Here is an 18,383-nt window from a genome sequence, read left to right as displayed (position 1 = left end):
GGATCAGGCGATACATTCCAAACTGTTGCTGCTGCCTCAATGCCCTTTCCCTTTGATGATCAGGATAAACGATGCGTTTGTTTTTTGCTTCAACGTCGCCTTTTGCGCGCAAGGTTCGTATTTGTGCCCGGGAGCTTGGCCTTGGCGCCGATATCGAAGAAATTTTGATCAACCCCTGGACCGACGAAAAGTTGCGCGCGATTAACCCGCTGGCCAAAGTGCCGACATTGCTGGCGGATGATGGCCAGGTTCTTTTTGAATCCGGGGTAATTTGCGATTTTCTTGACGAGTTGGCACGAAACACGGGCAAAACAGATCGGCGCCTGTTTCCCATCGCCGGGCCAAGTCGCTGGCACGCCCTGCAGCTTCAGGCACTGGCCGACGGTATCATGGCCGCAACCGGGCGCCTGTTTGCCGATCAGCAACGCCCCGCGGGCGAACGGTCGGATTTTGTGATGAAACGTCAGGCTGATGCTGTGGTTTCCGGCTTAAATGCCCTTGATCGGCAAGTTGACACCCTGAATGGCACCTTACCGGGCATTGGCGAAATTGCAGTGGCATCGGCGCTGGAATATCTGGCGTTTCGCTGGCCCGATGAACATCAGTTTCCCATGCCGGCGACATTGGCGGCGTGGCGGGCCGAATTTGGAAAACGTCCTGCCATGGTTGAAACCTGTTTTTATCTGCCAGAATAACGGTGCTGAAAGGCATTTTACCCAACAGGCAGCATCAGGATATGATGCGATAAAGGATATCTCCCGATAATCGCCCTGTCGTATTTTTTAAAATCGTCTATACAGGGCGCCTATCTTCCCGCCATGCCGTATTTAATGATCAGGATGACATGACCCCAATTTCCAAAGCTGTTCGTGAACGTGCCTGGGCGCGGGCGCGTAAAATCAAGGGGGAAAACCCCGACGAAGTTCGTGTGCATAAGGCCAGCGGCATTACCATGAAACGTGAAAGTTTCGGCAAAATGCGCAATTTTGGCTGGACCGTGGTAGAAGGCAAAGCCGTTCCCTGCCGCAAGGAATTTCTGGTGCCACGTGAAGACGGCGCTGTTGCGAGTGAAAGTGACAGCGAGGTTGAAGATGAAAATGATGACGACATCGAAGATGGTGACGTTGTTAATGCCGATATTGCCGCAGACAATAACAAAAACAGCCGCGAATAATAAAATCATCTATAATAATCATATAAGATCATATTATTGATTTTGAATGGTAAATTATTCGGTTTTATTGGCCATCTGCACCTGTTTTTGACGGTTACGCATCTTTAAATACCCGTTTTTCAGATGGTCTTTGCCACGGGTCTGTGTTTGATCCGGGCATGTATTGGTAAATTTGCACGTGCTGGTTGCCTGTTTTTCCGTTTAGCGCCAAAGTGATGGCCTTGGGGATTACACAGGCTTCATCATGACTGCACATGTATCGACCGTGGCCTTTTCCGGCATTAACACCATTGTGGTGGATGTGCAGGTGCAAATGGCCAGCGGCCTGCCTGCCTTTACTGTTGTTGGCCTGCCGGACAAAGCGGTATCGGAGGCCCGCGAACGGGTGCGTTCCGCGTTATCGGCGATGGGTCTGTCCCTGCCACCCAAACGCATTACCATCAACCTTGCCCCGGCCGATTTGCAAAAGGAAGGATCTCATTTTGATCTGCCGATTGCGCTGGGCTTGCTGGCGGTGATGGATGTCATCAGTTTTGAAGATGTATCATCGTGGGTGGTTTTGGGGGAATTGGGGCTGGATGGCTCGATCTCGGCGGTGGGTGGTGTGTTGCCTGCCGCGATGGAGGCTGCAGGTCGTGATTTTGGCATTATTTGTCCCAAAGCCAATGGTAACGAGGCATTGTGGGCGGGCGAGCTGGACATTCTGGCAGCACCCAGCCTGATATCGTTGATCAATCATTTTAAAGGTAGCCAGATTTTACCGCGCCCGGTGTCAGTGAAAGCGCTTTCACCCACGTCGGATCAACCTGATTTGCGTGATATCAAAGGGCAGGAAAGTGCGAAGCGGGCATTGGAAATTGCTGCTGCAGGTGGGCATAATTTATTGATGAACGGTCCGCCGGGATCGGGGAAATCAATGTTGGCGGCGCGCCTGCCCGGCCTGCTGCCCGATCTTTCCCCGGCCGAGGCTTTGGAAAGCACGGTTATTCATTCGGTATCGGGGATTTTGCCCGAAGGCGGGCTGGTGCGTGCACGGCCTTACCGGTCGCCACATCATTCGGCCAGTATGCCGGCCCTGGTTGGCGGGGGGCATCGGGTACGGCCTGGTGAAATTTCATTGGCCCATCATGGGGTATTGTTTTTAGACGAGTTGCCGGAATTTAATCGCAATGTTCTGGATGCCTTGCGCCAGCCCCTGGAAACCGGCGAGGTATCGGTGGCGCGCGCTAATGCCCATGTTACCTATCCGGCCCGTGTGCAGTTAATTGCTGCAATGAATCCGTGCCGCTGCGGGTATCTGGGGGATGAACATGCTGCATGCAGCCGCGCCCCGCGGTGCGGCGAGGATTATCAGTCCAGGTTGTCCGGCCCGTTAATTGACCGCTTTGATATTCAAATAGATGTGCCTGCCGTGACCCCCGACGAACTTGATGCGCCGGCCAATGGTGAAACCACCGCGATTGTTCGGGAACGGGTTTTGGCGGCCCGTGCCCGCCAGATTATCCGTTATGGCCCGGACAACAAGGTAAGCTGCAATGCGCTGGCTGATGGTGACCTTTTAACGCGCTACGCCACCCCCGACCCGGAAGGCCGCGAATTATTACAGGATGCCACCCGGCGCATGAAACTTTCGGCACGCGGATATCATCGTGTTTTGCGTGTTGCCCGTACCATTGCTGATCTTGGCAATAGCGATACCGTTACACGTGGCCACATTGCCGAAGCATTGATGTATCGGCAAATGGTCTATCGTCGCAAATAACCAATAACCAGCCTTACAGGCCAGATGTTGCGGCAATGGGGATATAAAATGACATGGTTAAGTCAGATGAGGGGCATATCGGGGAAGGAATTTGACGAAGGAGAAGGCAGGAAAGGGCGGGGTTAAATTTTTATGGATTCAGGCATAATGCTGGGGTTGCTGGTTGTTGTCGCCAAACCAGTCGCTATCGTCGCTGCGTGACAGGCGATAGACGCTTGAGGGTGGAACATTGCGTATGGTGTGGCCGACACGGGTGGCTTTCAGCCCTAACCGGTTAAGGATATTGGCGTGAACCGGGCACCGTGGACCATAGGTGAACTGGTAAAAATACCCGCCGGGCCGAATATAGCGAAAAGCACCTGTCAGAACCCCCATTACCTGGCGGGGATTCATTGAAAGCAGCGGTAAGCCACTTATAACAGTACCAAGGTTTTGGTCAGGGTAAAGGTTGGCTTTGGCCAACCGGGTGGCATCCATGCACATCACCCGTGTCCCGGGAAACCGCCCGGATAAGGCATGGGCAAAATCCTTGCCGGCTTCGATCAGGGTCAGGTCGTGGGGGTCAAGGCCGCGGGCCAGAAGGGCGCGGGTAAAAACACCCGTGCCAGGGCCAAGTTCCAATACCGGGCCGTCCTGGGGGTTTACTTCACGGGTCATCAGTTCAGTCAGGGCTGGCCCGGACGGGCTGATTGCGGCAACACGCCTGGGGTCACTAACCCAGGCGCGTAAAAACGGCAACAAATCGGACATCGAATTTTCCATCTCTCCGGCGGCGTTTAACCACACTGCTTTCGTTATGACGCGCCCTTATATGTTCGCTAGAAGGTGGTGATTTTGCGGCAAAATTTCTATTTTAAAAATGAATTTTTACCGCCTTTGTCATCGCTTACTCCAATATCCTGGCCGGGCCGCAGGCATGACGACAGGTTTTTGCAACCTGTTGTGATGTTGCCAGATGTTGCCTCTAGTGACGATGAAGCAACTGATCAATGATTTTTGCCTTGGCCGGATCAGCATAAAAACCTGCCGGTACAATCAGGGTACCTTTGCTGCCGTCGCTGGCTTCGATCATGTAAATTGTGGCGTCATCACCGGGGTCAGTGCCGGTATCAACACTGTTGCTATGCACGATGCGAAGATCCGAGACCGGGTATACCGGCCCGTCGCCATCCCGTTTGACACCGCTTTCGGTGCAAACAAAACTATGGGTGAAGCCATGTTCGACTGCATTGTCTTGTAACTCTGACAGGTTCATCATGCTCTCCTTGGTCTGATGCGATGTGCTTTTAAAACGTAGCAGCATCGCGTCTGTTCCCGGCTTTATTGCCGGGGTCCCGGCCCTACCGGGGTGCATTGCGCAAAAACGGCACTGCAAACTAACCCGTTATCAGGGGCCAACTGGCAAGCTATGGTGTGGATACCCGGCCTTTGATATCAGCTGCAACTAGGTACATTTCCACCTGATCCGGCCTTGCGAAGTTTTTTCGCCAGACCTTGATACAGGCTGACATCCTGCACCTGAATTGTGGCAATGCTCTGCCAGTGTATTGGATGCCTGCAAGGTAAACCGGGTTTTGGGGAAGCAAGAACAGGAACCGGCCGGATTGGCACAGGGTTTAAAGCTCGCGTTTCATGCCTTCGTGGCTGGCGACAAATCCAAGGCGTTGATAAAACCGGTGGGCGTCGGCGCGGGTTTTATCGGTGGTAAACTGCATTAGCGATGCGCCAAGGTCGCGGGCGATATTAACGGCATGTAAAATCATGGCCTCGCCAATTTTTTGCCCACGATAATTTGACGATACTCGCACCCCTTCAATCTGCGCCCGTAACCGGCCCTGACGGGACAAGCCGGGGATCAGGGTCAGTTGCAGACATCCCACAATTTGTTCGTCCATAATTGCCAGTAAATACTTGTTGGGCAAGGCATCGGTACTGGTGGCTTCCATGGCATCAAAGGCATTGCCATAAACATCGGGCAACGGATTGGTAAAGTTTTCGCGGGTTTTTCCTTTTTCATCATCAGCAAGCAACGCGACGATGGCGGGTAAATCGGCGCGGATGGCATAACGAAAAACCGGTAATGCTGATTGTGGTGATTGTGACATGGAAAACCCCTGTAAATATTGGCGATTAGATGTGTTTTACGAAAAATCGGGGTATTCCGCCACATGGAAACGGGGGGCGATTTTAATACAAAAAACCCCGCAACCAGCGTGGTTGCAGGGTGAAATCAGCATTTCTTCGGGTATTTATCGGCTTTAAGGCCTTTTCCCAATAGTCCTGTTTGCCATGCCGGATATGGCAGGGGACAAAGGCAGAATAGGGAAAATCCCCAGGAAACCGGATGAACCGGGCCACGCCCGACCAAACAGGGATTTTTAATAACCGATATTCAGATCTACCAGCCCAATCGGGGTTTCCCCCTTGTCGATGCGACTAATATTTTCGGCAATCTGGTCCACTGCCGGGCCAATGCGGGTGGCGGCAGCGATATGAGGTGTCAGGCGAATTTTGGGGTGATTCCAGAACGGATGGCTTGACGGCAGGGGTTCGTTGACGGCCACATCCAGAAAGGCCCCGCGCAAATGCCCGGTATCAAGCAGACGCAAAAGGTCTTCTTCCACAATCATCGCCCCGCGCGAGGCATTGATGATGGCGGCATTGGCGGGCAATTTTGACAGGCGCGCACTATCAAGCAACCCTTCGGTTTGCCCGGTGCGTGGCAACAGACAAATCAGGATGTCGGTCTGGCCCAAAAACTCATCCAGGGTTTCAGCCCCGGCAAAGGTTGTTACCCCTTCAATGGCTTTCATCCGCCGGCTCCAGCCTGAAACGGCAAACCCCATATTGGAAAGATGGGTGGCAACGGTTGCACCAAGGGCACCCAACCCCATCACACCCACACGGAAATGTCCAATTTCGGCAACATCGCGGGGGTGCCAGTCGCCATTATTTTGCGAGCGCATATAATGGTCAAAATCACGCACGAAATGCAGGGCGGCATATGTGTGATATTCTACCATCTGCTGTGCCATGCCTGCATCTTCAAGGCGGACGATGGGCACATTTTTGGGCAGAAACGGGGCGGATAACACATGTTCAACACCGGCACCCAGCGAGAAAATACCGCGCACATTGGCAAGGCTTTTCATCATGCCCTGTGGCTGTTTCCAAAGCATGGCAAAATCAATTTCGGCCGGGTCGTAATTTTCATCCTGCGTATAAATGGTGGCGTCTGGCAGCCGGGCGGTCATCGCCTCTTTCCAACGTTGTTCCTCGCCTTGGGCGGCAATCAGGATTTTGTAGGGGGCGGACGCAGGCATTGCTGCTCTCCTTGTTTGTTTTTAATTTGTTAGTTGTTTCGGGTGTCAATTTATAACGCATGCCAGATGGCGGCGTTCCCCAAACATGCAGCTTTTGGCAATTTATCTGTTTTGCGGTGGTTATCTTTGGGCAGAATACAGGCGATGGCACCGTCGCGCCATGCCCTCACCGGTTTAAAATATTGATATCGTTTTACATCCGCGTGTAACCCGGTCTGGTGTTTAACCGGGGCCAGGAATGCACGGCATCAACCCTGTGCTAAAAGCAGCTTTAATCCGGCTGTGACCGGCTATTGGGCAGGATGGTCACAGCCGGGCATGTTTGTTAATGGGCAAAAATCATGGCCGGATCGCGGAATGTCTTAAATTCCAGCCCGTTTCCGGCGGGATCGGTGACAAAAAACGTGCCCTGCTCGCCGGGTTCACCCACAAAGCGGATTTTCGGGTCCAGCAAGAATGTTATCCCGGCATTTTTTAACCGGTCTGCCAGATCATGCCATTGTTGCCATTCCAGAACTGCCCCGAAATGCGGGATTGGTACGGCGTCGCCATCGACTGTGCCGGTTCCTGCATTTTGCCCGGCTTCGGGGCGGACATGGGCGGAAAGCTGATGGCCGAAAAAGTCAAAATCGATCCAGTTTTCGGTCGATCTTCCTTCATCACAGCCCAGAATATCGATGTAAAAAGTGCGGGTATCAGCAATGGATTTAATTGGAAATGCCAAATGAAACGGCGGAATTTGCATGGGTTTAATTTCCAGAAAAATTAACGGTAATCGCTGGTCATGACTGTAAATCAGAATGATAATGGCTAAAAAGTCAGAAGTTCTGATTATATCAATAGGAAAACTATCGTTATGGCTTTGCGCCCTGCCACCCCGTCGTTAAATGCCTTGCGCGCGTTTGAGGCCGCAGCAAGACATGGCAGTTTTGCCCGTGCGGCAACGGAACTGGCCGTGACACCCGGTGCAATCAGCCAGCAGGTTGCCAATCTGGAAGCACGGCTGGGCATATCCCTGTTTGATCGCAACGGGCCGCAACTGGTGTTGCGTGATGCCGGTCGGGCCTATTTACCGGCTTTGCAAAAAGCGTTTGACGAAATTGAAGCCGCCACATTGGACCTTTTGACCCACGGTGGTGCGGATCGCAAACTGGTCATCGGCGCTTTGCCAACATTGGCAACTGTGTGGTTGATCCCGCGTTTGGCCCGGTTTCAAACCGCCTTTCCCCATATCCGGCCTGTCATTGAAACCCTGTCGCTGAACTTTGCCACGCCAAACCGCATGCCGGATCTGGGGGTGCATCAAATGGATGTGGGGCTATATTTCGGGAATGGGCACTGGCCGGGATTTGCCAGTTTTAAAATACTCGAAGAACAACAGATTGTAGTTGCCGCCCCCGGCCTGATCGCCCAAAAAGACCTATCCGATGCCGTGGACAGCGCAACGTTGCTGGCGCGCTATCCGCGGCTGGTACATACCACCCGGCCCCGTGCGTGGCATCAGTGGGGCCTGGCCAATGATGTGGTCATTCACGGCGAACCGGGGTTGGGGTTCGAGCATTTTTTTATGCTGATCGAAGCGGCCAAAAGCGGCATGGGCATTGCCCTGTTGCCGCGTATTTTAATTGAAACAGCATTGGCAAAGGGCGATCTGGAAATTGTTGCAAAGGGCAGTTTGCAGGCAAGTGACGCCTATTACCTGATTTGCGATGAAACCCGGCAAAATGACCCTGAAATAACGGCATTTCGCCAATGGTTATTGAGCGAGGCCACATTGGCGCAGACGGCTGGCACCAACACCGGGGTTAACGTCCCCTAATCCTGTTTGGGTGCCCGGTGATAAAGGGTATGAAGTTCATAATCCTTTTTCGGGCCAACCACTTTAATTCTGGTTTCGAAATGATCTGCATGGTGCCAGAACATGCGGTGATGATACATGTCCTCCCCGCAAGGATGGTGGTCTTGTGCGGCAAGTACGTCATTGTCAGAAATATTGTTAAAATCGAGCAAAACATAGCGGTTGCCAAAACTGACGGGATCACGAAACAGCATTTCAATCGCCTGCCCGCGCAAGACGAAATCATATTCGCGGTAGCCCTCAAAACGTTGCCCGTCAAAACGCTGTAGCATTCCTTCTTCACGGTAACGCAGGCTGTTTTTTGGGCTATCAGGGGCGGCAAAGAACCGGGCTGTTCCGGCAAAAGTACCCATTTCGCCCATTGCCCGGCGCAGGGTCCAATCCCCGGTCAGGCTGGTAAAAATGCGTTGCGCGGCGATTTCAGGTTTAACCGACATTTCGGGGTTTCATCATTCGGGGCATCGGCAGGGGGAAATGGCATATTTGGAAAAGTGATTTAAAATCAATCGGTTTTCCCCAGATCGATTTGACAATATCGTGGTTTTTACCGTGTTATCCGGGTTTTCCACAGGATTGGTTGATTTTTGTTTTGATTTCGAAATGTTGTAAGGGTTTGATGCGGAGCGAAACCCGCATATCGCCTTACCCGATGTGAGAGCAGACTTAACTGGCGTGCTATAGGCACGCCAGCATGTGCCGGTTAGTCCTGGGGCAGCATCAGGCCCAGTTTTTTACCACCGATGATATGAACATGCAGATGCGGTACATCCTGACGGCCATGCTCGCGGGTGTTCGAGATCAGGCGATAGCCATCTTCAACCACACCGGCAGCGGCCGAAATTTTGCCAATCGCGCGGGTAAAGGCCAGAATTTCTTCGTCGGATGCATTCATCGCGAAGTCGTCATAGCTGGTGTAAGCGCCCTTGGGGATCACCAGAATATGGGTTGGCGCCTGCGGGGCGATGTCGTGAAAGGCAAGGACGTGGTCATCTTCAAAAATCTTGTTGCACGGAATGTCACCGCGCAGGATTTTGGCGAAAATGTTTTCGGAATCATATTCTTTAACGGCCATCGGAAGGCTCCTGATATCAGACGGGATGTAACCGGATTATTCGCTACGCGATGCCTTTTCGGCAATACCTGAAATGCCCTGGCGTTTTGCCAGAATTTCCCAGACCTGTTCGGGTTTTACGCCGCGATCAGCCCATAGCACCAGCAAATGATACAGCAGGTCGGCACTTTCGGATGCGACATTTTCCGGCCCTTCGGCAAGGGCGGCAATCACGGTTTCGACCCCTTCTTCCCCCACTTTCTGGGCGATTTTGCGGGTACCCTTGCTAAACAGCCTGGCGGTATAGCTTTCTTCGGGGTCGGCACCCTTGCGGGCGGCAACTGTAACGTACAGCCGGTCAAGAATTTCGCCGTCCAGTGCTTTGGTCATTTTCCCGTCCTGCCCTTTGGCAAACATTGGCAAACAGTGAATAAACTACACTATTTCGAAAAACGTTATGTTTTCGAAATATTATGCGTCGCGAACCGGAAGGCCGGCTGCTTTCATATGGTTTTTAACATCGCGAATGCGATAAGTACCAAAATGAAAGATCGATGCCGCCAGCACAGCCGAGGCATGGCCTTCGGTAACCCCTTGAACCATATGGTCTAAAGTACCAACACCACCTGATGCAATGACCGGAACAGATACCGCATCGGCAATGGTGCGGGTCAGCGGAATGTTAAAGCCGGACTTGGTGCCATCACGGTCCATCGAGGTGACCAGCAATTCACCTGCCCCATATTCGGTCATTTGTTTTGCAAACGAAACAGCATCTATTCCGGTTTCGTTACGACCACCATGGGTGAAAATTTCAAACTTGTCCGGCCTGGTGGATTTTGCATCAATCGACACCACAATACATTGTGAGCCAAACTTGCGCGCCGCTTCGCGTACAAAGTCCGGGTTGTTCACGGCTGCTGTGTTGATCGATACCTTATCGGCCCCGGCCAGCAGCAATTTGCGGATATCTTCCAGGGTCCGCACCCCGCCGCCGACGGTGACAGGCATAAAGCAGGCTTCTGCAGTGCGGGCCACGACATCAAATATGGTATCGCGGTTATCGCTTGATGCCGTGATGTCAAGAAAGCAAAGCTCGTCGGCCCCTTCGGCATCATAGATGCGGGCCTGTTCGACCGGGTCGCCAGCATCAATCAGATCGACAAAATTCACACCCTTGACCACGCGACCGTCTTTGACGTCCAGGCAGGGTATCACACGGGTTTTCAGCATGTCGGCTTCCTGTCGTTATGCCAGCGCGGCAATGGCTTGTGCCAGCTCGATGCGGCCATCATAAAGTGCGCGGCCCGAAATGGCGCCATCGATGCCGGCATCGGCCTCGGCTTTTACGGCCAGCAAATCCTCAAGCGAGGAAACCCCGCCCGATACAATGACCGGGGTGGAAATGGCACGGGCCAGGGCAACGGTCGATTCAATATTCGGTCCGCCCATGGCGCCATCGCGGTCAATATCGGTAAAGATGATGGCTGATACGCCACAATCTTCAAATTTTTGCGCCAGTTCCAGTGCGGTAATTTCCGATGTTTCGGCCCAGCCTTCAACGGCAACAAAACCATTTCGCGCATCAATGCCAACGGCAATGCGGCCCGGCCATTTGGCACAGGCTTCCTTGACCAGGTCGGGGTTGCGCAAGGCCACTGTGCCTAAAATCACGCGGTGAACGCCTTTGTTTAACCAGTAATCCACGGTGTCCATGGTGCGGATACCGCCACCCAGTTGAACCTTGGCACGTTCGCCAACAGCGGCCAGAATGGAATCAACCGCAGCGCCATTGACCGGTTCGCCGGCAAAGGCCCCGTTCAGGTCAACCACATGAACCCAATGGCACCCCTTGGCAACAAACTCGCCCGCCTGATTGCCAGGGTCGTTGTTAAACACGGTGGCCTTGTCCATATCGCCGCGCAGCAGGCGCACACAGGCACCATCTTTCAAATCGATTGCCGGATAAAGGTTCACTGCTCGGTTTCCTGTATTTTTTTGGTGTAGTAATAGCCCTCGACCATCTTGCCGTCGATCATGGCGTAATAGGGGTTAATGCCCCAGCGGACATAGCCCATGCTATGATAAAGGGCGATGGCAGCGGTTTGCGTTTCGCGCAAATCCAGCTTTAAAACGCTGTAGCCCTGCTGGCGGGCGAAATATTCAATCGCCCGGACAATTGCCTTGCCATTGCCGCGCCCGCGTGCCCACGGGGCGACAAAATGGCCGGTAATTTGCGCCGAATGGCGTTGGGCTTCCAGGTTTGAAGGCGTTTCCAAAAGCTGGGCCGCGCCGGAAATAACCCCGTCCACGCGCGAGACAAACAAATGCCGGCCGGGCATGATCAAAACGCCGCGCCAGTATTTTTCCATTTCCGGGCGGCCAGGTGGTGTTAACCAGCCAAATCCGCCGCCTTCGACAATTGCCTGAATGCAGGCATCAACAATGTCGGATAAATCGCCGGCCGAAAGTTCGGTCACGTGTTCGGCAAAGACGCTGGGGTTCATGGTGACGCTGGGTCCGCTCATGGTTTCCATCCCAGGAAATTCCCGATCAGGGTCAATCCGGTTTTTTGGCTTTTTTCAGGGTGAAACTGGGTGCCGACCATGTTGTCGCGCCCGACCACGGCGGTAATGTCGGTGCCATAATCCACGTAAGCCAGCCGTTGTGACGGGGTGGCGATTTTCATGTGAAAACTATGAACAAAATAGGCATGGTCGCCGCTGGCAATGCCATTCAATACCGGGTGACTGGCACCGGCATCGTCCAGAACCAGTTCATTCCACCCCATATGGGGAATTTTAAGTGACGGGTCATTGGGCTCAATGGCAACCACTTCGCCGTCAATCCAGCCAAGGCCATCGGTATTGGCAAATTCGCGGCCTACCTTTGCCATCAGCTGCATGCCGACGCATATGCCCATAAAAGGTTTGCCGTCGTTAACGACCTGTTGTTCGAGCATCTCGACCATGCCGCCAACAGCATCCAGCCCGGCCCGGCAATCGGCAAAGGCCCCGACGCCGGGCAACACGATATGGCTGGCAGCCTTAACCTGATGCGGATCATTGGTGACCACCACATCAAGGGCAAGGTTGTTTTCGCGGGCGGCGCGTTCAAATGCCTTGGCGCATGAACGCAGATTGCCCGAACCATAATCAATAATCGCGACGGTCATGGGGTGGGGATGCTCCCGTTATAGGACGAATGATAGGATGAAACAGCGCCGGGGGTTATTTTCGGGGCGGTGACTGCTGTGCTGATAAAGCGGTGCAGGGCGCCGGCTTCATTGGGGCTGGCAATGATATCGACCATTTTCCAGCCCTGACGGGCCAGTTTGCGGCGGCGCAAATCATTGGCGATCAGGCCAAAGCCGATGCCGGTGACAAGGGCCAGTAAAAAGTCCATTTCCGGGCCGCCATTGGCCAGTTCTACCGCAATATTGCATAGCATCGACACCACCAGCAGGCCGATAAATGCCAGCCATTGCCGGTGATACAGCGCCCACAGGCCGGACAAGATAAATGCCCAGAAATTGAAACCTTCACGGATCAGCACAGCATCCTCAAGCGGATCAGCATGGCCGGGGTGGATATGGACGGTATAAACCTTCATCGAAATTCAGACTTTCGTCCCAAAACCGTATCAAGGGCATTGGGCTATTGTGGCCTGATGATCAGGCCCAAAATACACAGGTCGGGTTATAATGATCCGCCCAGAACGCCCTTGGTCGACGGAATGGCATCGGCCTTGCGCGCATCAATTTCGATGGCTTCGCGCAGGGACCGGGCCAAAGCCTTAAAGCAGCTTTCGATAATATGGTGGTTATTTTCACCATACAGGTTTTCTACATGCAGCGTAATCCCGGCGGCCTGGGCAAAGCCCTGAAACCATTCGCGAAACAGTTCGGTATCCATATCGCCGATTTTGTCGCGGCTAAACGTGACATTCCAGATCAGGTAAGGCCGGCTGGAAATATCCAGTGCCACACGGGTCAGGGCCTCGTCCATTGGCAACAGGCAACTGCCATATCGGCAGATGCCTTTTTTATCGCCCAGCGCCTTGGCAAAGGCCTGGCCAATCGCAATGCCGGCATCTTCGGTGGTATGGTGAAAATCGATATGCAGGTCGCCTTTGGCACGAACGGTCAGGTCCATCAGGCTATGGCGTGAAAGCTGTTCAAGCATGTGATCCAGAAAACCCACACCGGTCTGCACATCATAGATGCCAGTGCCGTCAAGATTAACCTCGGCGGTGATTTGGGTTTCGTTGGTGTTGCGCTCTACGCGGGCCTTGCGCATGCAAAGGCTCCTTTCCTGCAAAATCAATGCGTCTGTTAGGTGGTTATTTAGCAACATCGCACCGCAATTGCCAGTTTAACCGCATACCCAATGGCCGCAAAAATCATAAAGGGTTAAAAACAACACACTGTTAGCGCCGGGCCTTGCCCTGCCCCTTGACCCTGACTTTCTACGTGCTAACTCTTGATCGGATAAGTTAAGGCCAATTTCAGGAAGTTTTTATGAGCGATCAATCGCAGCAAAGCTGGCACGGCACGACGATTCTTTCCGTTCGCAAGGGCAATCAGGTGGTGATTGCCGGGGATGGCCAGGTGTCGCTGGGCCAGACCGTGATCAAGGGCAACGCCCGCAAGGTGCGCCGCATTGGGGCAAAGCAGGACATTATTGTCGGCTTTGCCGGGGCCACCGCCGATGCCTTTACCCTGCTTGAACGGCTGGAAGCCAAACTGGAACGCCACCCCGGCCAAACCATGCGTGCCTGTGTTGAACTGGCCAAGGACTGGCGCACGGATCGTTACCTGCGCCGCCTTGAAGCGATGATGGCGGTGGTAGACCGTGATATTTCGCTGGTTCTGACCGGCATGGGGGATGTGCTTGAGCCTGAAGACGGCATTATCGCCATTGGCTCGGGCGGGAATTATGCCCTGTCGGCGGCCCGTGCCCTGATCGATCAGGACATGGATGCCGAGGAAATCGCCCGTCGGGCCATGAAAATTGCCGGTGAAATTTGTGTTTACACCAATGGCAATGTCACGCTTGAAAAAATCGATGAGGCAAAGGACGTCGCCTAGCCCCTGACCCTGGGACGTTCATCATTTTTCGCAATGATTGCTCATTACGGGGATCATTGCGGTACAAAAACCGGACCGGAAATACATGACACAGCAATTCAGCCCGCGCGAGATTGTTTCAGAACTTGATCGCCACATTATTGGACAAAAAGACGCCAAGCGCGCCGTTGCGGTGGCGTTGCGTAACCGTTGGCGTCGCCAACAGCTTGAAGAACCGATGCGCGGCGAAGTCCTGCCGAAAAATATTCTTATGATCGGCCCGACCGGGGTGGGTAAAACCGAAATCGCCCGCCGCCTTGCCAAACTGGCCGATGCGCCGTTTTTAAAGGTCGAGGCGACCAAATTTACCGAAGTCGGCTATGTTGGCCGCGATGTGGAACAGATCATTCGTGATTTGCTGGAAGTTTCCATCGACCTGACCCGCACGACCATGAAACGCAAGGTTACCGCCAAGGCCGAATTGCAGGCCGAAGAACGGATCCTTGATAGTCTGGTTGGCGACAATGCTTCGGCGGAAACCCGGCAGAAATTCCGCAAAAAGCTGCGCGAAGGCGAATTGCAGGACAAGGAAATCGAGATTCAGGTACAGGAAAGTGCCTCGACCTCGATGCCGACCATTGATGTGCCAGGCATGCCGGGCGCACAAATGGGAATGCTGAACCTGTCGGACATGTTTGGTAAAGCCTTTGGCGGCCAGACCAAACCCAAACGCATGAGTGTTGCCGAAGCCTTTGAGCGCCTGATCGAGGAAGAATCTGACAAACTTCTCGATATGGACAAGGTGACCGCTGAAGCGATTGAGAATGTTGAACAGAACGGCATTGTCTTTCTTGACGAGATCGACAAGATCACCGCGCGGTCCGAACGCAGTGGCGATGTCTCACGCGAAGGCGTGCAGCGTGATTTGCTGCCTCTGATCGAAGGCACATCGGTTGCCACCAAACACGGCACCGTTAAAACCGACCATGTGCTGTTTATTTGCTCGGGCGCGTTTCATCTGTCCAAACCATCCGATCTGCTGCCGGAATTGCAGGGCCGTTTGCCGATCCGGGTTGAGTTAAAAGCCCTGACTGAAGCCGATTTCCGCTGCATCCTGCTTGAACCTGAAGCCTCCCTGATCAAGCAATATATTGCCTTGATGGGAACCGAAGCTGTCACGCTGGAATTTAGCGATGATGCGATTGACGAAATCGCCCATATTTCGGCCAGTGTGAATGAAACGGTTGAAAATATCGGTGCGCGCCGCTTGCATACGGTTCTGGAAAAGCTGCTTGATGAAATCAGTTTCACCGCAACCGACCGCTCGGGTGAAACCGTTAAGATTGATGCCCAATATGTGCGCGATCAGGTCGAGGAGCTTTCGAAAAACACCGATCTGTCGAAATTCATTTTGTGATTGGCGGGGTAACTTGCCATCCGTGATCGACCGTAAAAGGCCGGGGCAGCATATGCTCCGGCCTTTTGGTTTATATCAGTTCTCTGTGAGGAAGACTTATGGGGAGCTGGTTAGGCGCGACGGCGCCGCCCGCCGACTTATTAGAGGCGGGATTACCAGCTTGCATTTCTGGTAAATCTTGATGATCAGGTGGCATTTTGCTACCTTTTGTATCGTAAGAGCAGGAGGTGACTATGGCTCAATCCGTGAAACTTGCCGACGACATCATGGCACTTGTCCGCCACGAGGCGGATATTCACAGCCGCTCTGTTGCAGGCCAGATCACTCATTGGCTGAAGCTTGGGCGCGCGATTGAGCATTCTGGTAGGTTTGATCATGCCAGGATCACTGCGGTTCTTGAAGGCAAACTGGATACGACGGAGCTTGGCGCGGAAGAAGAAGTCGCCTGGCTTGATGCTTTCAGCACCAAAATGGCTCAACCATCGGAGCATGAAAAAACTTTCTTCGCAAAGCGCAGAAGGTTGGGGCTGGGTGTTGGCCTCGATGCCGGTGGCAATTTATGCTACGCGAAGGATGATGACGCCTTATGAGACCCAGCCTTGTTCTATTGGCCGGTCCAAATGGCGCGGGTAAATCGACGCTTTATCACACCCGTGTTGCCCCAAGTTTTGCAGGGCCCTTCGTCAACGCGGGCCTTATCCAGCATGATATCCTCAAGGACGCGTCGATGAAGGCATCCTACAAAGCAGCCGAAATAGCTCGCGATCGTCGCTCCGCGATGCGCGCTACTGGAAAAAGCTTTGTAACCGAGACTGTCTTCTCCCATCCTTCGAAACTTGAAATCATCGAGAATGCGCAGGCGCGTGGTTATATCGTCATTGTTATGCATGTCGGTGTGAATAGTCCCGATCTTTCGGTTACGCGCGTTAAAGAACGTACCTTGGAAGGGGGACATGATGTTCCGGAAGAAAAGGTCCGTGCGCGCTATGATCGTGGGCAACCATTGATCCGAGAAGCTGTGCTGCGTGCTGACCGTGGCATGGTTTATGACAACTCGAAACTTAACCAGCCACCGCAACAGGTTGTTGTCTTTGCCAGCGGACGCCTGATACAGGCGAACGCGGTCCTGCCCAAGTGGGTTTTACAGGTTTATGGCGACGACCTCGCCATTTGAGTATTCCCCCGTCAGCGGACATTTTATTACGCCCGATAAAGCTTATGCACATTATCGGCAGTTTGGGCGGGCAAATAGACTGTGAAGACCGAGCCCTTGCCGACTTCGCTGTCAATGATCATGGTGCCGCGGTGGCGTTGCACCAGATGTTTGACAATTGCCAGACCAAGGCCGGTGCCGCCGACTGCGCGTGATCGTGCAGTATCGACGCGATAAAAACGTTCGGTCAGGCGGGGTAAATGTTCGCGGGCAATACCGTCGGACTGATCACATACCGAAACGGCCATGATGCGGTTGTGACGATAGCGCGCAAGTGCTGCTGGCGGGTTTGTTACCAGGCCGATTTTGACATCGACCGTGCTGTCCTGATGGCCGTATTTGATGGCGTTTTCGATCAGATTCTGGAAAACCTGAACCAGTTCCTTTTCCTCGCCAATCGTTGTTGTCTGGTCCAGCGTCGATGTGACGCGGATATTCATGTTTTTGGCGTCGGCCTTTACCTTCAAACCTGCGGCAACCTTGTCAATGATGGTGGCAACATCACAATCATTTGACGGTGGTGTATGTTCGTTCAGCTCGATCCGGGCCAGGGACAGCAAATCCTCGACCAGACTTTGCATGCGCTGGGCCTGGTCGCGCATCACGGGCAAAAACTGGCCCAAAGCATCGGGGTCGTCCTTGGCCGGGCCTTCAAGGGTTTCGATAAACCCGAGCAAAACCGATAATGGTGTGCGCAATTCATGCCCGGCATCGGCGGCAAAATCGGCGCGCATCTGTTCAACCTTGCGCAGTTCGGTAAGATCGCTAAACGATAAAACAAAATTCCGATTGCCGGTTCCGGCGGGTAAATGGGCGGTTAGCACATCAAAATGGCGCTGGGCGTCGCTGGCAACGACAAATTCGGTATGTTGCAGGGTACGGCGGCCCGATGACACCATATCAAAAGCATCAAGCAAAATGGGATCACGGATAAAGCGCGTCAGGTCGTGTCCGGTTTCCAGATTATGAAACAGCGACTTTGCCGCCTGGTTAAACCCGGTAACAGTGCGCTGGCGGTTTACCATCACCACCGGATTTGGCAAATGATCCAGAATTTCGGCATCGGTGCTGGTTTGGGCTTCCAGGGTCAGGATGCGTTCGCGAAAGGCCGCCGTGATCTGGCTGTAAAGCGATGAAAGTTCGGAGGCTGCCTCGAACGAGAGGTGCTGGGGCGGGGTGCCGCGAAAATGGTCGCGCAGGGTCGCAGCATAGCGCGCCACACTGCGCAGATCCTTGAAATAAATTCGCAAAATGCCAATGACACCGGCATAGGCGGCCACAGCGCACACCACAGCGATACCCCAGGTGATCTGATCCGTTGCCGCCAGTAATATCATAATGGCAGAAGGGGGCACGTTCAGTGCGAATGCGGTTGCAAGCAATTGCCGGAAGCCCAAGCGATTCTCCAGATCATAATGGCGGCAGAAATTTGCCTGATATACGAATAATTTTGCCTAACATGATGATGTCTTCGCGAATATCAAATCAACTTTAAATGACAGTTTTCAATTCGTTGA

At 53.4% G+C, this 18,383-nt stretch carries 23 protein-coding genes; 8 read left to right on the top strand and 15 right to left on the bottom strand.

Annotated features, from left to right (window positions below; all coding sequences use genetic code 11):
- Positions 1 to 71: 71 nt before the first annotated feature.
- From J4E05_RS10025 to J4E05_RS10015, 3 genes are all read left to right on the top strand, one after another.
- Positions 72 to 695: a glutathione S-transferase family protein gene (locus J4E05_RS10025; protein WP_349595005.1), complete on the top strand. Its 624-nt coding sequence runs from the start codon at positions 72 to 74 to the stop codon at positions 693 to 695.
- 149 nt (positions 696 to 844) lie between these two features.
- Positions 845 to 1,174, top strand: coding sequence for a hypothetical protein (locus J4E05_RS10020; protein WP_349595003.1), 330 nt, complete (start codon positions 845 to 847; stop codon positions 1,172 to 1,174).
- A gap of 244 nt (positions 1,175 to 1,418) precedes the next feature.
- A complete protein-coding gene (locus tag J4E05_RS10015; protein ID WP_349595000.1) occupies positions 1,419 to 2,936 on the top strand; it encodes a YifB family Mg chelatase-like AAA ATPase in 1,518 nt (505 codons plus the stop codon).
- Positions 2,937 to 3,074: 138 nt separating this feature from the next.
- Here J4E05_RS10015 and J4E05_RS10010 read toward each other — a convergent pair whose 3' ends face one another.
- The 5 genes from J4E05_RS10010 to J4E05_RS09990 form a co-directional block, all read right to left on the bottom strand.
- On the bottom strand, positions 3,075 to 3,686 hold the full coding sequence (locus tag J4E05_RS10010; RefSeq protein ID WP_085587708.1) for a class I SAM-dependent methyltransferase: 612 nt from the start codon (positions 3,684 to 3,686) through the stop codon (positions 3,075 to 3,077).
- A 214-nt stretch (positions 3,687 to 3,900) separates the two neighbouring features.
- Positions 3,901 to 4,239 carry a phosphoribosylpyrophosphate synthetase gene (locus J4E05_RS10005; protein ID WP_349594997.1) on the bottom strand — a complete coding sequence of 113 codons (339 nt, stop codon included), beginning with the start codon at positions 4,237 to 4,239 and terminating at the stop codon, positions 3,901 to 3,903.
- 313 nt (positions 4,240 to 4,552) lie between these two features.
- Complete coding sequence (locus J4E05_RS10000) at positions 4,553 to 5,041, bottom strand: GNAT family N-acetyltransferase (protein ID WP_349594994.1); 489 nt, start codon at positions 5,039 to 5,041, stop codon at positions 4,553 to 4,555.
- Between the two features lie 273 nt (positions 5,042 to 5,314).
- Complete coding sequence (locus J4E05_RS09995) at positions 5,315 to 6,259, bottom strand: 2-hydroxyacid dehydrogenase (protein ID WP_349594991.1); 945 nt, start codon at positions 6,257 to 6,259, stop codon at positions 5,315 to 5,317.
- Between the two features lie 325 nt (positions 6,260 to 6,584).
- Positions 6,585 to 7,004, bottom strand: a complete 420-nt coding sequence (locus tag J4E05_RS09990) for a VOC family protein (RefSeq protein WP_085587376.1) — start codon at positions 7,002 to 7,004, stop codon at positions 6,585 to 6,587.
- Between the two features lie 111 nt (positions 7,005 to 7,115).
- Here J4E05_RS09990 and J4E05_RS09985 point away from each other — a divergent pair, with 111 nt between their 5' ends.
- Complete coding sequence (locus J4E05_RS09985) at positions 7,116 to 8,078, top strand: LysR substrate-binding domain-containing protein (RefSeq protein WP_349594988.1); 963 nt, start codon at positions 7,116 to 7,118, stop codon at positions 8,076 to 8,078.
- Here the strand turns inward: J4E05_RS09985 and J4E05_RS09980 are convergent.
- From J4E05_RS09980 to hisB, 9 genes are all read right to left on the bottom strand, one after another.
- Entirely contained in the window at positions 8,075 to 8,554 is a 480-nt protein-coding gene (locus J4E05_RS09980) for a DUF6314 family protein (RefSeq protein WP_349594985.1), read from the bottom strand. The genes J4E05_RS09985 and J4E05_RS09980 overlap by 4 nt on opposite strands.
- A 263-nt stretch (positions 8,555 to 8,817) precedes the next feature.
- Positions 8,818 to 9,189, bottom strand: a complete 372-nt coding sequence (locus tag J4E05_RS09975) for a histidine triad nucleotide-binding protein (RefSeq protein ID WP_085587380.1) — start codon at positions 9,187 to 9,189, stop codon at positions 8,818 to 8,820.
- Positions 9,190 to 9,225: 36 nt separating this feature from the next.
- Positions 9,226 to 9,558 (bottom strand): phosphoribosyl-ATP diphosphatase, encoded by a 333-nt coding sequence (locus tag J4E05_RS09970; RefSeq protein ID WP_349594982.1) that lies wholly within the window; start codon positions 9,556 to 9,558, stop codon positions 9,226 to 9,228.
- 81 nt (positions 9,559 to 9,639) lie between these two features.
- Positions 9,640 to 10,401, bottom strand: a complete 762-nt coding sequence (gene hisF / locus J4E05_RS09965; protein ID WP_349594979.1) for an imidazole glycerol phosphate synthase subunit HisF — start codon at positions 10,399 to 10,401, stop codon at positions 9,640 to 9,642.
- A gap of 15 nt (positions 10,402 to 10,416) precedes the next feature.
- Positions 10,417 to 11,145, bottom strand: coding sequence for a 1-(5-phosphoribosyl)-5-[(5-phosphoribosylamino)methylideneamino]imidazole-4-carboxamide isomerase (gene hisA / locus J4E05_RS09960; protein ID WP_085587386.1), 729 nt, complete (start codon positions 11,143 to 11,145; stop codon positions 10,417 to 10,419).
- Entirely contained in the window at positions 11,142 to 11,696 is a 555-nt protein-coding gene (locus J4E05_RS09955; protein ID WP_085587714.1) for a GNAT family N-acetyltransferase, read from the bottom strand. The genes hisA and J4E05_RS09955 overlap by 4 nt, the downstream gene beginning before the upstream one ends.
- Entirely contained in the window at positions 11,693 to 12,343 is a 651-nt protein-coding gene (gene hisH / locus J4E05_RS09950) for an imidazole glycerol phosphate synthase subunit HisH (RefSeq protein ID WP_349594976.1), read from the bottom strand. Before hisH ends, J4E05_RS09955 begins: the two co-directional genes overlap by 4 nt.
- Complete coding sequence (locus J4E05_RS09945) at positions 12,340 to 12,780, bottom strand: DUF2628 domain-containing protein (protein ID WP_349594973.1); 441 nt, start codon at positions 12,778 to 12,780, stop codon at positions 12,340 to 12,342. Before J4E05_RS09945 ends, hisH begins: the two co-directional genes overlap by 4 nt.
- An 86-nt stretch (positions 12,781 to 12,866) precedes the next feature.
- Positions 12,867 to 13,466, bottom strand: a complete 600-nt coding sequence (hisB, locus tag J4E05_RS09940) for an imidazoleglycerol-phosphate dehydratase HisB (protein WP_349594970.1) — start codon at positions 13,464 to 13,466, stop codon at positions 12,867 to 12,869.
- Positions 13,467 to 13,687: 221 nt separating this feature from the next.
- Between hisB and hslV the strand changes: the two genes are divergently transcribed.
- The 4 genes from hslV to J4E05_RS09920 all read left to right on the top strand — a co-directional run bounded on the left by hslV (position 13,688) and on the right by J4E05_RS09920 (position 16,827).
- Positions 13,688 to 14,257, top strand: coding sequence for an ATP-dependent protease subunit HslV (hslV, locus tag J4E05_RS09935; RefSeq protein ID WP_085587394.1), 570 nt, complete (start codon positions 13,688 to 13,690; stop codon positions 14,255 to 14,257).
- A gap of 85 nt (positions 14,258 to 14,342) precedes the next feature.
- Complete coding sequence (hslU, locus tag J4E05_RS09930) at positions 14,343 to 15,653, top strand: ATP-dependent protease ATPase subunit HslU (RefSeq protein WP_349594968.1); 1,311 nt, start codon at positions 14,343 to 14,345, stop codon at positions 15,651 to 15,653.
- Between the two features lie 233 nt (positions 15,654 to 15,886).
- On the top strand, positions 15,887 to 16,243 hold the full coding sequence (locus J4E05_RS09925) for a TA system antitoxin ParD family protein (RefSeq protein ID WP_349594967.1): 357 nt from the start codon (positions 15,887 to 15,889) through the stop codon (positions 16,241 to 16,243).
- Positions 16,240 to 16,827: an ATPase gene (locus tag J4E05_RS09920; protein WP_349594965.1), complete on the top strand. Its 588-nt coding sequence runs from the start codon at positions 16,240 to 16,242 to the stop codon at positions 16,825 to 16,827. Before J4E05_RS09925 ends, J4E05_RS09920 begins: the two co-directional genes overlap by 4 nt.
- A gap of 26 nt (positions 16,828 to 16,853) precedes the next feature.
- On the opposite strand, the gene J4E05_RS09915 is transcribed toward J4E05_RS09920, so the two are convergent.
- Positions 16,854 to 18,263 (bottom strand): ATP-binding protein, encoded by a 1,410-nt coding sequence (locus tag J4E05_RS09915; protein ID WP_417842713.1) that lies wholly within the window; start codon positions 18,261 to 18,263, stop codon positions 16,854 to 16,856.
- Positions 18,264 to 18,383: the final 120 nt, after the last annotated feature.

The organism is Thalassospira sp. NFXS8 (genome assembly GCF_040148805.1).
Taxonomy (GTDB): Bacteria; Pseudomonadota; Alphaproteobacteria; order Rhodospirillales; family Thalassospiraceae; genus Thalassospira.
Note: the sequence above shows the minus strand (reverse complement) of the source record. Positions and strands in the feature narration are given on the sequence as shown.

What these genes read in the sequence shown, in the direction of transcription:
- J4E05_RS10025 (WP_349595005.1), top strand. Translation starts at nt 72, where the DNA reads ATGCGTTTGTTTTTTGCTTCAACGTCGCCTTTTGCGCGCAAGGTTCGT.
- J4E05_RS10020 (WP_349595003.1), top strand. Translation starts at nt 845, where the DNA reads ATGACCCCAATTTCCAAAGCTGTTCGTGAACGTGCCTGGGCGCGGGCG.
- J4E05_RS10015 (WP_349595000.1), top strand. Translation starts at nt 1,419, where the DNA reads ATGACTGCACATGTATCGACCGTGGCCTTTTCCGGCATTAACACCATT.
- J4E05_RS10010 (WP_085587708.1), bottom strand. Translation starts at nt 3,686, where the DNA reads ATGTCCGATTTGTTGCCGTTTTTACGCGCCTGGGTTAGTGACCCCAGG.
- J4E05_RS10005 (WP_349594997.1), bottom strand. Translation starts at nt 4,239, where the DNA reads ATGCTGCTACGTTTTAAAAGCACATCGCATCAGACCAAGGAGAGCATG.
- J4E05_RS10000 (WP_349594994.1), bottom strand. Translation starts at nt 5,041, where the DNA reads ATGTCACAATCACCACAATCAGCATTACCGGTTTTTCGTTATGCCATC.
- J4E05_RS09995 (WP_349594991.1), bottom strand. Translation starts at nt 6,259, where the DNA reads ATGCCTGCGTCCGCCCCCTACAAAATCCTGATTGCCGCCCAAGGCGAG.
- J4E05_RS09990 (WP_085587376.1), bottom strand. Translation starts at nt 7,004, where the DNA reads ATGCAAATTCCGCCGTTTCATTTGGCATTTCCAATTAAATCCATTGCT.
- J4E05_RS09985 (WP_349594988.1), top strand. Translation starts at nt 7,116, where the DNA reads ATGGCTTTGCGCCCTGCCACCCCGTCGTTAAATGCCTTGCGCGCGTTT.
- J4E05_RS09980 (WP_349594985.1), bottom strand. Translation starts at nt 8,554, where the DNA reads ATGTCGGTTAAACCTGAAATCGCCGCGCAACGCATTTTTACCAGCCTG.
- J4E05_RS09975 (WP_085587380.1), bottom strand. Translation starts at nt 9,189, where the DNA reads ATGGCCGTTAAAGAATATGATTCCGAAAACATTTTCGCCAAAATCCTG.
- J4E05_RS09970 (WP_349594982.1), bottom strand. Translation starts at nt 9,558, where the DNA reads ATGACCAAAGCACTGGACGGCGAAATTCTTGACCGGCTGTACGTTACA.
- hisF (WP_349594979.1), bottom strand. Translation starts at nt 10,401, where the DNA reads ATGCTGAAAACCCGTGTGATACCCTGCCTGGACGTCAAAGACGGTCGC.
- J4E05_RS09955 (WP_085587714.1), bottom strand. Translation starts at nt 11,696, where the DNA reads ATGAGCGGACCCAGCGTCACCATGAACCCCAGCGTCTTTGCCGAACAC.
- hisH (WP_349594976.1), bottom strand. Translation starts at nt 12,343, where the DNA reads ATGACCGTCGCGATTATTGATTATGGTTCGGGCAATCTGCGTTCATGC.
- J4E05_RS09945 (WP_349594973.1), bottom strand. Translation starts at nt 12,780, where the DNA reads ATGAAGGTTTATACCGTCCATATCCACCCCGGCCATGCTGATCCGCTT.
- hisB (WP_349594970.1), bottom strand. Translation starts at nt 13,466, where the DNA reads ATGCGCAAGGCCCGCGTAGAGCGCAACACCAACGAAACCCAAATCACC.
- hslV (WP_085587394.1), top strand. Translation starts at nt 13,688, where the DNA reads ATGAGCGATCAATCGCAGCAAAGCTGGCACGGCACGACGATTCTTTCC.
- hslU (WP_349594968.1), top strand. Translation starts at nt 14,343, where the DNA reads ATGACACAGCAATTCAGCCCGCGCGAGATTGTTTCAGAACTTGATCGC.
- J4E05_RS09925 (WP_349594967.1), top strand. Translation starts at nt 15,887, where the DNA reads ATGGCTCAATCCGTGAAACTTGCCGACGACATCATGGCACTTGTCCGC.
- J4E05_RS09920 (WP_349594965.1), top strand. Translation starts at nt 16,240, where the DNA reads ATGAGACCCAGCCTTGTTCTATTGGCCGGTCCAAATGGCGCGGGTAAA.